At 62.1% G+C, this 15331-nt stretch carries 13 protein-coding genes; 3 read left to right on the plus strand and 10 right to left on the minus strand.

Annotated elements, in window-relative coordinates:
- Window positions 1-7 precede the first annotated feature (7 nt).
- On the plus strand, window positions 8-994 hold the full coding sequence (locus tag BM70_RS0125670; RefSeq protein ID WP_025858685.1) for a phasin family protein: 987 nt from the start codon (window positions 8-10) through the stop codon (window positions 992-994).
- 49 nt (window positions 995-1043) lie between these two features.
- Here BM70_RS0125670 and BM70_RS0125675 read toward each other — a convergent pair whose 3' ends face one another.
- The 10 genes from BM70_RS0125675 to BM70_RS0125720 all read right to left on the minus strand — a co-directional run bounded on the left by BM70_RS0125675 (window position 1044) and on the right by BM70_RS0125720 (window position 13936).
- Complete coding sequence (locus BM70_RS0125675; protein ID WP_025858686.1) at window positions 1044-1664, minus strand: TetR/AcrR family transcriptional regulator; 621 nt, start codon at window positions 1662-1664, stop codon at window positions 1044-1046.
- 27 nt (window positions 1665-1691) lie between these two features.
- On the minus strand, window positions 1692-3374 hold the full coding sequence (gene phaC / locus BM70_RS0125680) for a class II poly(R)-hydroxyalkanoic acid synthase (RefSeq protein WP_025858687.1): 1683 nt from the start codon (window positions 3372-3374) through the stop codon (window positions 1692-1694).
- A gap of 88 nt (window positions 3375-3462) precedes the next feature.
- Complete coding sequence (phaZ, locus tag BM70_RS0125685; RefSeq protein ID WP_025858688.1) at window positions 3463-4308, minus strand: poly(3-hydroxyalkanoate) depolymerase; 846 nt, start codon at window positions 4306-4308, stop codon at window positions 3463-3465.
- A 104-nt stretch (window positions 4309-4412) separates the two neighbouring features.
- Window positions 4413-6092 carry a class II poly(R)-hydroxyalkanoic acid synthase gene (gene phaC / locus BM70_RS0125690; RefSeq protein WP_025858689.1) on the minus strand — a complete coding sequence of 560 codons (1680 nt, stop codon included), beginning with the start codon at window positions 6090-6092 and terminating at the stop codon, window positions 4413-4415.
- Between the two features lie 249 nt (window positions 6093-6341).
- A complete protein-coding gene (locus BM70_RS0125695; RefSeq protein ID WP_025858690.1) occupies window positions 6342-6719 on the minus strand; it encodes a gamma-butyrobetaine hydroxylase-like domain-containing protein in 378 nt (125 codons plus the stop codon).
- Between the two features lie 160 nt (window positions 6720-6879).
- The gene (gene hslU / locus BM70_RS0125700; protein WP_025858691.1) at window positions 6880-8217 is read right to left on the minus strand and encodes an ATP-dependent protease ATPase subunit HslU; all 1338 of its coding nucleotides are present in this window, start codon (window positions 8215-8217) and stop codon (window positions 6880-6882) included.
- 37 nt (window positions 8218-8254) lie between these two features.
- Window positions 8255-8785: an ATP-dependent protease subunit HslV gene (gene hslV / locus BM70_RS0125705; protein ID WP_003171209.1), complete on the minus strand. Its 531-nt coding sequence runs from the start codon at window positions 8783-8785 to the stop codon at window positions 8255-8257.
- 257 nt (window positions 8786-9042) lie between these two features.
- Entirely contained in the window at window positions 9043-9744 is a 702-nt protein-coding gene (locus BM70_RS0125710) for an SPOR domain-containing protein (RefSeq protein ID WP_025858692.1), read from the minus strand.
- 1 nt (window position 9745) lies between these two features.
- The gene (gene argS / locus BM70_RS0125715) at window positions 9746-11482 is read right to left on the minus strand and encodes an arginine--tRNA ligase (RefSeq protein ID WP_025858693.1); all 1737 of its coding nucleotides are present in this window, start codon (window positions 11480-11482) and stop codon (window positions 9746-9748) included.
- Between the two features lie 234 nt (window positions 11483-11716).
- Complete coding sequence (locus BM70_RS0125720; protein ID WP_025858694.1) at window positions 11717-13936, minus strand: primosomal protein N'; 2220 nt, start codon at window positions 13934-13936, stop codon at window positions 11717-11719.
- Between the two features lie 216 nt (window positions 13937-14152).
- Here BM70_RS0125720 and rpmE point away from each other — a divergent pair, with 216 nt between their 5' ends.
- Together rpmE and BM70_RS0125730 are read left to right on the plus strand one after the other, a co-directional pair.
- Entirely contained in the window at window positions 14153-14371 is a 219-nt protein-coding gene (rpmE, locus tag BM70_RS0125725) for a 50S ribosomal protein L31 (RefSeq protein WP_025858695.1), read from the plus strand.
- Window positions 14372-14406: 35 nt separating this feature from the next.
- On the plus strand, window positions 14407-15201 hold the full coding sequence (locus tag BM70_RS0125730) for a thermonuclease family protein (RefSeq protein ID WP_025858696.1): 795 nt from the start codon (window positions 14407-14409) through the stop codon (window positions 15199-15201).
- Window positions 15202-15331: the final 130 nt, after the last annotated feature.

A 15331-nucleotide genomic window follows, 5' to 3' on the forward strand; every position in this document is an offset into this window, starting at 1 on the left:
CATCGGGATGGCTGTTAAAAAGACTACTCAGAAAGAAGGCAGCTCGTGGGTCGGGGAAGTTGAAAAATATTCCCGTAAGATCTGGCTTGCTGGTTTAGGCGTGTACTCGAAGGTTAGCAGTGACGGCGGCAAGTACTTCGAGACTTTGGTCAAGGACGGCGAGAAGGCCGAGAAGTTGACCAAAACCACGGTTGGTAAAAAAGTTGAAGCGGCCAAGGCAACTGCCGGTTCCGCCAAGTCGAGCATTTCTGACACTTGGGGCAAGTTGGAAGAAACTTTCGACAAGCGCCTTAACAGTGCCATTTCGCGACTGGGCGTGCCGAGCAAGGCTGAACTGAAAACGCTGCACAGCAAGGTCGATACCCTGACCAAGCAGATCGAAAAACTCACCGGCGCTAAAGTGGCTCCAGCGAAAACAGCAGCGGCCAAACCTGCTGCCAAGCCTGTCGCTAAAACCGCAGCTGCCAAACCGGCTGCCAAAACAGCAGCCAAGCCTCTGGTAAAAGCGGCCGCCAAGCCGGCTGCCAAACCAGCGGCCAAGGCGCCTGCCAAAGCTGCTGCTAAACCAGCCGCCAAGCCAGCCGCCAAAACTGCAGCTGCCAAGCCGGCCGCCAAACCTGCTGTTAAACCCGTCGCGGCTAAAGCGGCTGCCAAGCCTGCTGCTAAACCAGCGGCTAAACCCGCAGCCAAGCCAGCGGCCAAAACTGCAGCTGCAAAACCCGCTGCCAAACCGGCCGCTGCAAAACCTGCAGCCAAGCCGGCCGCCGCGAAACCGGCCGCCAAGCCCGCCGCGGCCAAGCCCGCGGCAAAACCAGCCGCTGCCAAGAAACCAGCGGTCGCGAAAAAGCCAGCAGCACCCAAGCCTGCTGTTGCGGCCAAGCCGGCAACTACCGCGCCAACCGCTTCCACAGCCAACTCGGTGTCCGCACCGACCCCTGCTGCTGTGACCCCGACTGCAACGCCGGCAACCCCGACGCCATCCAGTCAGTCCTGATTTTTCAGGGCACAAAAAATGCCCGACCTGCAAAGGTCGGGCAGTTTTTTTATGGGGTGTGATCGACGTACTTGAGCGCAAACCGCTCGGTTGCCTGCCGCGCCGGCGGTAGCAAGTGCGGCGCCACCAGCATCATGATCTGGTAGACGACCACCTGCACCTCACCTTCGCGATCAAGAATCCGCTGGTAATCCAGGGAGAACAGCAGGGTCATGGTGATCTGCTCTACCAGTTGCCCCAACGCTTGAGTGCTGCTGAGCAGTTGCCCCGCCGCCTTCAGCCGTGCCAGCAACGACGCCAGGGTGCGCTTGAGCGCCGTCAGCAGGTTGCGAATGCCCTTGGCCAGCTTCGGCAAGCGCCCCGCCAGGTTCGACAGGTCCTGGAACAGAAACCGGTAATGCGCCATGCGCTCGACAATCAGGTGCAGGAACAGCCAGTAATCCTCGGCCTCCAGTTGTGCATCTGCCGGCGGGTCGAGCAGCGGCGCCAGCTCATTCTGGAAACGCTCGAATAGCCCGAGGACCAGCGGCTCCTTGCCATGGAAGTGGTAGTAAAGGTTGCCGGGGCTGATCCCCATTTCATTGGCCACCTCCATGGTCGACACGTTCGGTTCGCCCTTCTGGTTGAACAACTGCAGGGCACATTCAAGGATACGGTCGCGCGTCTTCATCCAGTCTTCTTAATGTGATCGTTGAGCTCAACGCACGCGCACATAGGTGCCCGGCGCTGCTTCCATCGGTGGGTAATTCTGGTTGCCCAGGGCGGTGAGGGTTTCGCGTTGCACGCCCGAGCGCTGCTGGATCCACTCCAGCCACTGCGGCCACCAACTGCCTTCGACGTGATTGGCGTCGTAGTACCAGGCCCGTGGGTCGCTGCTCAGCTTGGGGTTTTCGACATAGTTGGCCTTAGGGTTGCCCGGCGGGTTGAGAATGCTCTGGATATGCCCGCTGTTGGACAGCACGAAGCGCCGATCGCCGCCGAGCAACTGGGTGGAGCGGTACACCGCGTCCCACGGCGTGATGTGGTCGTTGATGCCGGCCACGCTGAAGCTGTCCACCGTGACCTTCTGCAAGTCGATGGGCGTGCTGCACACCTCCAGTCCACCGGGGTGGCTCAGGGGGTTGTGCTTGAAGAAGTCCAGGAGGTCGCCATGCAGCGCGGCGGGCAGGCGTGTGTTGTCGTTGTTCCAGTACAGGATGTCGAAGGCCGGCGGTTCCTTGCCCAGCAGGTAGTTGTTGATCCAGTAGTTCCAGATCAGGTCATTGGGGCGCATCCAGGCGAACACCTTGGCCATGTCGCGGCCGTCGAGCACGCCTTGCTGGTAGGAGCGGCGCTTGGCGGCTTCCAGGGTCTGTTCGTCGGCGAACAGCGTGGCGGGGCTGTCGATCTGGCTGTCCAGCAGGCTCACCAGGTAACTGGCACTGGAGATGCGCCGCAACTGGCGCTTGGCTTGCAGGTGGCCTTGCAGCGCGGCGATGGTCAGGCCGCCGGCACAGGCGCCCATGAGGTTGACCTCACGGGCGCCGGTGATGGCCCGGCAGACGTTGAGCGCTTCTTCCAGCGCGGCAACGTAGGTGGAGAGGCCCCATTCGCGATGCCGCACATCCGGGTTGCGCCAGCTGACCATGAAGGTCTGCAGGCCGTTTTTCAGGGCGTACTGCACGAAGCTGTTGGCCGGGCTCAGGTCGAAAATATAGTACTTGTTGATCTGCGGCGGCACGATCAACAGCGGCTTGGCGTACTGTTTTTCGCTCATGGGCTTGTACTGGATCAGCTCCAGCAGCTCATTGCGAAACACCACTGAGCCAGGCGTTGTCGCGACCGTCCTACCGACCTCGAAGGCGTGCTTGCTGACCTGGCGCGGCAGGCCGTTGTTGTGCAGCAGATCTTCGAACAGGTTGCTGACGCCGCGTACCACGCTGTTGCCGCCGGAGTTGAGCAGCTCCTTGATCGCCAACGGGTTGAGCAAGGTATTGGAAGGGGAGACGGCATCATTGAGCAGGGCGAAGGCGAAATGCGCACGGGCGCGGTCGTCGGCGCTCATCGAGCTGTCATCGATCCAGTGGCGCGTTTGTTTCTGCCAGCTCAGATAGGCTTGCAGGCTGCGGCGGTACAGCGGGTTGAGCGCCCAGGTAGGGTCGGTGAAGCGGCTGTCATTGGGGTTGGGCGCGTGTACCGTTTCACCCAGCAGCACGCGGCCCAGTTGGCCACCCAGGGCCAGGGCGTGGCGGGCGGTATGCAGGGGGTTGCGCAGACCGTGGGCGGCGACGCTGCGCAGGGTCGAGAGCAAATCCCGACCGCGCAGGCCGGTGATCGCATTTTGCGCATTGATGAACGCGGCAGGGGTGGGCGCCGGGTTCGTCACGGGTCTTTCTCGCATGAGCCAACACTCCTTCGTCAAGCCATCAACAGGCACGCCAATTCAGAACCATAGTCGGTTCTCGGCAAGTTGCGCGGCGGTGTGGTCCTTACACCGCGGGTCGCGGGTGAATCACGGCCCGCAAGCGCTCCTCCTCGAGAAATTTCATGATGATCGGTGCCACGGCTTCGGCCCGGGTGATCAGGAACAAGTGACCGTCATCGATGATGTGCAGCTGTGCATTGGGGATTCGCCAGGCGAGCATGCGCATGTTGATCAGCGGGATCAGCGGGTCGTCGTCCCCCGCCAGTACCAGGGTGGGCTGGCGAATCTTGTGCAGCCAATGGATGCTGGTCCAGCCCAGCCCGGCGAATAACTGCCAGTAGTAGCCCAGCTTGCCGGCCGAGCGCACTTTGCTCGCGTGTTCGGCGGCCAGTTTCGAGTCGCGGCGGAACGAGCCGCCATAGATCATCGGTGCAATGCGCACCACGTGGGACGGTTGGATGTAACGCCGTGGGCTGGCCATCAGCCACAGCACTTTCGGCTTGCCCGGCACCATCACCGCACCCGCCGCCGTGGCCGCGAGGATCAGCTTTTTACAGCGCTCCGGGTAGTCGTAGGCAAATTGCTGTGCCAACGCGCCGCCCCAGGACACGCCCACCGCATTCACCTGGCCATAGTCCAGGTAATCGAGCATGCGTGCGGTGAGTTTGGCCAGGCCGGGAAAGCGGTATGGCCGGTTCGGTGTCGATGAACCGCCCACGCCGGGCACATCGAAGGCGATCACTTCCAGGTCCGGGTCCAGCGCCTGGACGAACGGAAACACCAGCTCAAGGTTGGCACCGATGCCATTGAAGATCAGCAACGGCGTCAAGTGAGGCTTGCCCGGGCGTACCGCCGTGCGGATGGTCTGGCCATCCAGGTCGATGGTACGGAAGATGAACGGTTGCGGCATGGGAAAGCCCTGTAGGTAATATCGATACCCTTTGTAGGAGCCGGCTTGCCGGCGATGGCGGTCTTGAGGGCCTCATCGCCGGCAAGCCGGGCTCCTACAGTGGGTTAGCGTTCATGCACATAAGTCCCTGGCGCCGCTTCGGCCGCGCCATAGGTTTTGTTACCCAAACTTGTCGGCGCTTTCTTCAACTTACCCGCCCGCTCCGCCTGCCACACCTGCCAATGCAACCACCACGAGTCCGTGTGCTTGGTCGCATTCTCCTGCCACTCAAGCGGTTTGCCCGCCAGGCTGTCGCTGGTCTGGTAGCGCGCCTTGGGGTTGCCCGGTGGGTTGAGGATGCTCTGGATATGCCCGCTGCTGGACAGCACGAACTCCACCTTGCCACCAAACAACTGCGCCGACTTGTAGCAGGACTGCCACGGCGTGATGTGGTCGTTGGTACCGGCCAGGGAGTAGATGTCGGCGGTGACCTGCTTGAGGTCGATGGGCGTACCGCACACTTCAAGGGCGTTGGCGCGCACCAGCGGGTTGTTCTTGAACAGTTCGATCAAGTCGCCGTGGAACGCGGCCGGCAAGCGTGTGGTGTCGTTGTTCCAGAACAGGATGTCGAACACCGGCGGCTCGTTGCCCAGCAGGTAGTTGTTCACCCAGTAGTTCCAGATGAGATCGTTGGGGCGCATCCAGGCGAACACCTTGGCCATGTCGCGGCCTTCGAGCACGCCGGCCTGGTAGGAATGGCGCTTGGCGGCCTCCAGGGTCTGCTCGTCGACGAACAGCGCCACCTGGGTGTCCAGCGTGGTGTCCAGCACGCTCACCAGCAGGGTCAGGGCGTTGACCTTCTTCTCGCCCAGCGCCGCGTAGTGGCCCAGCAGCGCGGTGCAGGTGATGCCGCCGGAGCAGGCGCCGAGCATATTCACATCTTTGCTGCCGGTAATCGCCGTGACCACGTCGACCGCTTCCTTGAGCGCTTCGATATAGGTCGACAGGCCCCACTCGCGCTGGGCCTTGGTCGGGTTGCGCCAGCTTACGATAAAGGTCTGCTGGCCATTGCGCAGGCAGAAGCGCGCCAGGCTCTTCTCCGGGCTCAGGTCGAATACATAGAATTTGTTGATCTGCGGCGGCACCACCAACAGCGGGCGTTCGTGCACTTGTTCGGTGATGGGCTTGTACTGGATCAGTTCAAGCACGTCATTGCGAAACACCACCGCGCCTTCGGTAGTGCCCAGGGTCTTGCCCACTTCAAAGGCGCCCATGTTGACCTGGCTCGGCATGCCGCCGTTGTGCACCATGTCCTTGGCCAGGTGGGACAGGCCGTCGAGCAGGCTCTTGCCGCCGGTTTCAAAGAAGCGTTTGACTGCCGCCGGGTTGGCCGCGCTGTTGGTGGGGGCCATGGCTTCGGTCATCAGGTTGATCACGAAGTGGCCACGGCTGATGTCCTGCTCCGACAGGTTGCTGTCGCCAATCCAGTCGTGCAGTTCCTTGCGCCACGCCAGGTAGGTTTGTAGGTAGCGCTTGTAGAGCGGGTTCTGGCTCCAGGCCGGGTCGTTGAAGCGACGGTCATCGCTCTCGGGCACCAGTTCGGATTTGCCAAACATCACGTTCTTCAGTTCGACGCCAAAGTGGGCGACGTGCTTGACGCTGTGCAACGGTTGCTTGATGGCTTGGGTCAGCACCATCTTCGCCGAGGCGAGTAAATCCTTTTTGCGTAACGCGATGATCGGGTTGAGCCCCAGCGTGTTTTCCGAGGCCTGGCGTTTCAAGTCATCGTTATTCTTGTTACTCATCTACGACGCTCCATTGTCCGAAAGACGAGTACCGGGTACCGCTGCGCACCAAGTTTCGATACACAACACAAGCCTGGTACTGCGACTCGGGTGACCGTTGATACCGCATCGTCAAATGCAGGGAACTTGCCAGTTCCATTGGTTACCCGAGTTTAATTTTTTTCGCAAGCGGGCCAATCGTTGGCCTCGCGACAGGGCATTCAAGCAGATGAAATTAGAAAATGCCCTCTAAAGAGCGAGAGGCCTGGACTAGAGCATCAGCCGCACGACCGACTCACTCGGATCGCGGGTTTTTCCGGCAGCCTTGAGTTCGGCAAGATAGTCGGCCCACAGCGCGTCCTGACGCACGGCCAACTGGTAGAGGTAGTCCCAGGTGAACAGTCCGCTGTCATGGCCGTCGTCGAAGGTCAATTTCAGTGCGTACTGGCCGGCCGGTTCAACCTTGGTCAACCGAACGTTGAGCTTGCCGAATTGCAGGATGGGTTTGCCGTGGCCCTGGACCTCGGCGGAAGGCGAGTGAGTGCGCAGCAGTTCGGCGGGAAGCTGGTACACCTCGTCGGGCCCGTAGGTGAGGCCGAGGGTGTTGGAGGTTTTGTGCAGGTTTACAGCGGTGGGAAATTTCGACATTGGAGAACCGCCCAGAAATAGTCCTGAAGGAACCGGCTTCAAACTGTGGGAGCGGGCTTGCTCGCGAATGCGGTGTGCCAGTCAGCACATCTGTTACTGATACACCGCATTCGCGAGCAAGCCCGCTCCCACAATAAAGCAAAGCGGTCCTGCGTGAGGCTTACAGGATATAACGAGACAGATCTTCGTTCTGCGCCAATTCGCCCAAGTGGCTGTTGACGTATTCAGCGTCGATCTTGATCACTTCGCCATTCTGCGCGCCGGCCAGGTCGCCCGCACTGAAGGATACTTCCTCCAGCAAACGCTCCAGCAAGGTGTGCAGGCGACGGGCACCGATGTTCTCGGTCTTCTCGTTGACCTGCCAGGCGATCTCCGCCAGGCGCTTGATGCCGTCCGGTTGGAACTCGATGCCCAGGCCTTCGGTTTTCAACAGCTCGCGGTACTGCTCGGTGAGCGACGCGTGCGGTTCGCTGAGGATGCGCTCGAAGTCGCCTGGCGTCAGCGCCTTGAGCTCGACGCGAATCGGCAGGCGGCCTTGCAGCTCCGGCACCAGGTCGCTTGGCTTGCTCAGGTGGAACGCACCGGAGGCGATAAACAGGATGTGGTCGGTCTTGACCATGCCCAGCTTGGTGTTCACGGTGCAGCCTTCGATCAGTGGCAGCAGGTCGCGCTGTACGCCTTCACGGGATACATCGACGCCACCGGAGTTGCCGCGCTTGGCCACCTTGTCGATCTCGTCGATGAACACGATGCCGTGCTGCTCGACTGCTTCCAGGGCCTTGGCCTTGAGTTCTTCCTCATTCACCAGGCGCCCGGCTTCTTCGTCGCGCACCAGTTTCAGCGCTTCCTTCACCTTGAGCTTGCGGCTTTTCTTCTTGCCCTTGCCCATGTTGGCGAACAGGTTCTGCAACTGGCTGGTCATTTCTTCCATGCCAGGTGGGGCGGAGATGTCGACGCCGGAGACTTCGGCGACTTCGATCTCGATTTCCTTGTCGTCCAACTGGCCTTCACGCAGGCGTTTGCGGAACAGCTGGCGGGTGTTGGAATCCGAGGCCGGCGCGGCGTCTTCGTTGAAGCCCATGCGTGCCGGTGGCAGCAGGGCATCGAGGATACGTTCTTCGGCGGCGTCTTCGGCGCGGTGGCTGACCTTGGTCATTTCCTGTTCGCGCAACAGCTTCAGGGCGGCGTCGGCCAGGTCACGAATGATCGACTCGACGTCGCGGCCCACGTAGCCCACTTCGGTGAACTTGGTGGCTTCGACCTTGATGAACGGCGCATTGGCCAGCTTGGCCAGGCGACGGGCGATCTCGGTTTTACCGACGCCGGTCGGGCCGATCATCAGGATGTTCTTCGGCGTTACTTCAACGCGCAGTTCTTCGGGCAGTTGCATCCGGCGCCAGCGGTTACGCAGCGCAATGGCAACGGCGCGCTTGGCATCGTCCTGGCCGATGATATGGCGGTTGAGTTCATGGACGATTTCGCGGGGAGTCATGGACATAGTGTTTGGCGGCCTCAAGCGGGAATAAGCCTACGGCTTACTCGGCGAGGTCCTGCTCCTCAATGGTCTGGTTGTGGTTGGTGAACACGCAGATATCGCCGGCGATACCCAAGGCGGTCTCGACGATTTCGCGGGCCGACAGGTCGGTCTTCTTCAACAGTGCGCTGGCTGCCGCCTGGGCGTAGCCACCGCCGGAACCCATGGCGATCAGGCCATGTTCAGGCTCAACCACATCGCCGTTGCCGGTGATGATCAGGGAAGCGTCTTTGTTGGCAACGGCCAGCATGGCTTCCAGGCGGCTGAGGGAGCGGTCGGTGCGCCATTCTTTGGCAAGTTCGACCGCGGCGCGCACGAGGTGGCCCTGGTGTTTTTCCAGCTGGCCTTCGAAACGCTCGAAGAGGGTGAAGGCGTCGGCGGTAGCGCCGGCAAAGCCTGCGAGAACCTGGCCGTGGTACAGGCGACGCACTTTCTTGGCGTTGCCTTTCATCACGGTATTACCCAGGGAAACCTGGCCGTCGCCGCCCATGACGACTTTGCCGTGGCGACGTACTGAAACGATGGTGGTCAAGGGGAGAGTCTCCACGCAGCGGGGCGAAAATGCCCTGATGGAAACTCATATGGGGGTGGCGGGGGGGATTTCAACCGTAGGACGGGGGGGCGGACGAGTGGCGATTGTGTGCCGGGCTGAATTTTGAGCACGAACAAAATCAAATGTGGGAGCGGGCTTGCCCGCGAAAGCGGAATATCAGTCAAGGAATCTGGCGACTGATGGACCGCATTCGCGGGCAAGCCCGCTCCCACATGGGTTCCTCTGTGTTCGCTGAATCAGCGGCTCTGGCGTTGTTGTAACAACAGGTTGCTAAAGCCCGCGCCAGCCAGTTGTTTCTGCGCCACAGTCAGCTGTTCTCGGTTGCTGAACGGCCCCACCAGCACGCGATACCAGGTCGCATCCTTCACCGTGCCGGACTCAACCGTCACCGACTGGCCCAGCAGGATGATCTGCGCACGCACGCGATCCGCATCCGCCTGTTTCGGGAACGAACCCGCTTGCAGGAAGAACTTGGTCACCGGCGCGGCCTTGGTTTCGGCCACCGGCGGTGCTGGCGGCGGCGTAATCCCTGCCAATGCGGCCTGGGCGCGCGCCGTGTCGATCTTCGCGGCTTCCGCTGGAGTGACCGGCGTGGTCGGCACTTGCGGTGTCGGCAGGGTTTTCTCCGGCACGGCGTCAGGCGGCACGATCACTTCCGATTCCGGCAGCAGCGTGTAGAAGTCGTACTTCGGCTTCACCGGTGCGGTCGGGCTCGGCGCCGTCTTGTTGGCTTCGGCCATTTTCGTGGCCTTCTGCTGTTCCTGCTTGACCCGTTTGACGTCATCGCCCTTGCCCGGATCCAGTTTCATCAGGAACACAATAAACGCGCCGACGGTGAGGCCGATGGCCATCCACAACCAGCCCGGGATCGGCTTCTTCGCCGGGGCCTGGTAGCGGCTGGCGCCGCGCTTGGGTGCAGGTTTTTTCTTGGCAGCCAACTTACATACGCTCCAGAGTTTCCAGGCCCAACAGTTCCAGGCCTTGCTTGAGGGTCCGTCCAGCCAGTGCGGCCAGGCGCAGGCGGCTTTGCTTCTGGGCTTCGTCGTCGGCTGTCAAGATCGGGCAGTTCTCGTAGAAGCTGGAGAACAGGCCGGCGACTTCGTACAGGTAGGTGCACAGGATATGCGGCGTGCCTTTCTCGCCGACGCTGTTCAGCACTTCGCCGAATTGCGCCAGCTTGGCAGCCAGTTCCTGCTCATGGGGGGCTTGCAGGTTGATCTGGCCTTCGACTTCGCTGAAATCCTTGCCCAGCTTGCGGAACACGCCGGCCACACGGGTGTAGGCGTACAGCAGGTACGGCGCGGTGTTGCCTTCAAAGTTGAGCATCAGCTCGAAATTGAAGCTGTAGTCGCTGGTGCGGTGCTTGGACAGGTCGGCGTATTTTACCGCGCCAATCCCCACCACGCGGGCGATGTTGCGCAGGTCGGCCTCGGCCAGCTCCGGGTTCTTTTCCTTCACCAGGTTGTAGGCACGTTCCTGGGCTTCGGTCAGCAGGTCGATCAGCTTCACGGTGCCGCCGTCGCGGGTCTTGAACGGGCGGCCATCGGCGCCGTTCATGGTGCCGAAGCCCATGTGCTCCATGTGCATCGGGTGGGTGACGAAACCGGCACGGCGTGCCACTTCGAACACCTGCTGGAAGTGCAGGGCCTGGCGCTGGTCGACGAAATACAGCGCGCGATCGGCCTTGAGCACGCCGCTGCGGTAGCGCACGGCCGCCAGGTCGGTGGTGGCATAGAGGTAGCCGCCATCGGCCTTGACGATGATCACCGGCAGCGGCTCGCCGTCGGCAGTCTTGAATTCTTCGAGGAACACGCACTGCGCGCCGTTGCTCTCCACCAGCAGGCCTTTAGCCTTGAGGTCGTTGACCACGTTGATCAGGTCGTCGTTGTAGGCGCTTTCGCCCATCACGTCGGCCATGGTCAGCTTGACGTTGAGCAACTCGTAGATTTCCTGGCAGTGGGACAGGGAAATTTCACGGAAGCGGTTCCACAGTTCAAGGCATTCCTTGTCACCGGCTTGCAGCTTGACCACCAGGCCACGGGCGCGGTCGGCGAATGCTTCGGACTCGTCGAAACGCTTCTTGGCGGCGCGGTAGAAGTTCTCCAGGTCCGACAGTTCGTTGCTGGTGATCGGGTTCTCTTGCAGGTAAGCCATCAGCATGCCGAACTGGGTGCCCCAGTCGCCCACATGGTTCTGACGGATCACGGTGTCGCCGAGGAACTCCAACACGCGTGCCACGCCGTCGCCGATGATGGTGGAGCGCAGGTGGCCCACGTGCATCTCTTTGGCCAGGTTCGGCGCCGACAGGTCAATGGCCACGCGCTGCAGCGGGCCAGCCTTGCGCACGCCGATCCTGGCGTCGGCCAGGGCCGCATCCAGGCGCGATGCCAGGGCCTGGGTGTTCTGGAAGAAGTTGATGAAGCCAGGGCCGGCGATTTCGGCCTTGGTGACACTCTCGTCGGCAGGCAGCGCGGCGATGATTTTTTCCGCCAGGTCGCGCGGTTTCATGCCGGCCGGCTTGGACAGCATCATCGCGATGTTGCTGGCGAAGTCACCGTGGGTCTTGTCGCGGGTGTTTTCCACCTGGATCGCCGGCGACAGGCCTTCAGGCAACACACCTTCGTTGACGAGTTGGGTGAGGGCTTGTTGGATCAGCTGGCGAATGGTGTCTTTCATGGTGTTCTCTTTCGACCGCAAGCGGCGGCGCGCGATGCGCAGGTGGAAAAACTGGGCATTATCCGTGGCGAGGGCGGGCTTGCCAACCGTTCAGACCAGATGGCGGACCTGCGGGCTTCCCTCTCCAGGACGCTATCCCCCTGTAGGAGTCGGCTTGCCGGCGATGGCGGCCTAGAATATTGCATCGATCTCAACGGCCTCATCGCCGGCAAGCCGGCTCCTACAAGGGTGGGGTTAGTACAAATCTACCGGGTCTACGTCCAACGACCATCGCACTTGGCGACCGCTGGGTATTTGCTCCAGCGCAAGCAACCAGCTACTTAATAGCCGATGCAAAGGCGCGCGCGAGGTTGCCTGCAAGAGTAGCTGAGCGCGATAACGTCCGGCGCGGCGCTCCATGGGCGCGGGCACCGGGCCGAGCAGTTCGATGCCGCTCAGACCCAGTTCGCCGAGCAAACGTTCGGCGGCGCTGCACGCTTCATCCAGAAAACCTTCGGCCTGCCCCGGTTTGTGGGCCTCGGCGCGCAACAAGGCCAAGTGGGAAAACGGCGGCAGGCCGGCGGCGCGGCGTTCGCTCAACGCTTGTTCGGCGAAGGCGAAGTAGCCTTGTTCTGTCAGTTGAATGAGCAGCGGATGATCGGCCAGGTGCGTCTGGATAATCACCCGGCCTGGCTCTTCGGCACGGCCCGCGCGACCTGCGACCTGCACGATCAACTGCGCCATGCGTTCGCTGGCGCGGAAATCCCCGGAGAACAGGCCGCCGTCGGCATCTAGGATCGACACCAGCGTCACCCTTGGAAAATGGTGCCCCTTGGCAAGCATCTGGGTGCCGATGAGGATGCACGGCTGGCCTTTCTGGATGGTGGCGAAGAGTTGGTTCATCGCGTCCTTGCGCGACGTGCTGTCGCGGTCGACGCGCAGCACCGGGTAATCCGGGAACAGGATGCCCAGGCGCTCTTCGGCCCGCTCGGTGCCTGCGCCTACCGGACGCAGGTCGACTTTGCCGCACTGCGGACAGTGGCGCGGCACCCGTTCCACATGACCGCAGTGATGGCAGCGCAGCTCGCCGTAGCGCTGGTGCACCGTCATGCGCGCATCGCAACGTTCGCACTCGGACATCCAGCCACAGTCGTGGCACAGCAGGGTCGGCGCAAAGCCGCGGCGATTTAGGAACACCAGCACCTGTTGGCCGGCGGCAAGCGTCTGGCCGATTGCCTGTTGCATCGGCCCGGAAATACCGCTGTCCAGCGGGCGACTTTTTACATCCAGGCGCAGGAAACGGGGCTGCTTGGCGCCGCCCGCACGCTCGTTCAGGCGTAGGAGGCCGTAACGACCGGTGTAGGCGTTGTGCAGGCTTTCCAGGGACGGCGTGGCCGAGCCGAGCACGATCGGGATGTCTTCCTGGCGCGCTCGCACCAGTGCCAAGTCGCGGGCGTGGTAGCGCAGGCCTTCCTGCTGTTTATAGGAGCCGTCGTGCTCCTCGTCGATGATGATCAGCCCGGGGTTTTTCATCGGCGTGAACAGCGCCGAGCGGGTGCCGATAATAATGTCGGCCTCGCCATCCCGTGCCGCCAGCCACGACTCCAGGCGCTCGCGGTCATTGACCGCCGAGTGCACCAGGGCGATACGGGCGTTGAAGCGCTGCTCGAAGCGCGCCAGGGTTTGCGGGCCCAGGTTGATCTCGGGGATCAGCACCAGCGCCTGTTTGCCGGCCTGCAGGGTTTCGCGGATCAACTGCAAATAGACTTCGGTCTTGCCGCTGCCCGTGACGCCGGCCAGCAGGAAGGCGTGGAAACTGTCAAAGCCGGCCCGAATCGCTTCGTAGGCCGCGCGCTGCTCGGGGTTCAGCGGCAGTTCCGGCTGGGCCAGCCAGTGTTCGTGGCGGGCGTCGGGCGCGTGCTTGCGGATCTCCACCTGCACCAGGCCCTTGGCCAACAGCAGGTCGAGGCTGTCCTTGCTCAGCATCAGCTTGCTTAATAGCTGATGAGCCACGCCATGGGGGTGCTGCGCCAGTGTGGCCAAGGCTTCACGCTGGCGCGGGGCGCGGGCGATGCGAGGGTCGTCGAGTCGGGCACCGGGCACCATCGACCAGAAACGTTCCTGGCGCGCTTCGGCCAGTTCGCCCTGGCGCAACAGCACCGGCAATGCCCAACTCAAGGTGTCGCCCAGGCTGTGCTGGTAATACTGGGCGGTCCACAGGCACAGCTTGAACAGTGCAGGCGGCAGCGGCGGGGTGGCGTCGAGCATGGCCAGCGCGGGCTTGAGCTTTTCCGCAGGCACTTCGCTATGGTCGGCGACCTCCACCAGGATGCCGATCATTTCCCGCCGACCGAACGGCACCCGCACGCGCATGCCTGGCTGCAGCTGTGCTCGCAGCACGCCGGCCGGGGCCCGGTAATCGAACAGGCGGCGCAGGGGCGAGGGCAGGGCTAGGCGCAAAATGGCGTCGGGCACGCGGGGGGTCTCATATAAAGGCAGGCGGTGGCGCAGGGGCGGGAGCCTAGCAGACAGGGGAGGGCTTGGGTATGCCACGGTTTTCTGATGAAAGGAGGTTTTCGACCGGAAGCGCCGCTTGCGCGATTGGAAAGGTCTGGTAGAATCCGCGGCCTAATTACGTGCGGTATTCGACAATAGTGTCGAGTGGCGGCACGCTAGCCCGAGGAAGTCACCATGAAAGCCGATATCCATCCAGTATACGAAGAGATTCAGGTTACCTGCAGCTGCGGCAACGCATTCGTAACCCGTTCGAACTTGGCCAAGCCGCTGAGCACTGACGTATGCAACGAGTGCCACCCGTTCTACACCGGTAAGCAGAAAACTCTGGACACCGGCGGCCGTGTACAGCGCTTTGCTGACCGTTTCGGTGCTTTCGGTGCCAAAAAGGCCTAAGGCCGATCAACTTGGGAAGCCGTTCAGGTTTTTCCATGCTGATGAAAAAGGCGTCCCTTGCGGGCGCCTTTTTTGTGCCTGTGATTTGGCTGTCGGTCGCCCAGGCACAGGTGTTCTGCCCCGCGCCGGCCGGCCTGGCCCATGTACAGGTGCAGCGTGTGGTGGATGGCGACACGGTGCGCCTCAAGGATGGCCGCAGCGTGCGGATGATCGGCCTCAATGCCCCGGAAACCGGCAAGCGTGGCCGCGCCGACGAGCCTTACGCCGTCGCTGCCCGCCAGCGCTTGCAGGCATTGGTGGACGCCAGCGACAGTCGCCTCGGCCTGGCGCCTGGGCGCGAAAACAAGGACCGCTACGGCCGGACCTTGGCCCATCTCTACGGCGCTGATGGCGAGAACCTGGAGGCACGATTGCTGGCCGAAGGCCTGGGGTTTCAGGTGGGCGTCGCGCCCAATGTCGATCTTGTCGCTTGCCAGCAGGCCGCTGAAGACAGCGCCCGGGAGGCGCGGTTGGGCCTGTGGCGGCAATCACCTGTGCAAAGCGTGGCACAGCTCAAGCAGTCCGGCTTTGCCTTGGTCAGCGGCCGAGTAAGCAAGATCGAACGCAATCGCGGTGGAATCTGGATCGAATTGCAGGGCTCACTGGTATTACGCATTGCACCCGACCTCGTCCCTCAATTCGACGCGGCATGGCTCAGTGGTCTGCAAGGCTCGCCCGTCGAGGCCCGTGGCTGGGTACAGGATCGCGCCAAGCGCGGCGGCCTGAAAGACGGCCAGGCACGTTGGTTGCTGCCACTGACCGACCCCAGCATGCTCAAATCGACGCATTAAGAAAAAATTGTAGACATTTTTTTGGTCGATTGTGAACAGTCAGGCCCTTGTATCCTGTGGCCTTAGACCAAAGTACGGCACTTTGGGGCCTTGACACCTGTGACTGCCCAGTCTTGTAGGGACTTTGCGA

It is taken from the genome of Pseudomonas sp. CHM02, from assembly GCF_000612585.1.
Taxonomy (GTDB): Bacteria; Pseudomonadota; Gammaproteobacteria; order Pseudomonadales; family Pseudomonadaceae; genus Aquipseudomonas.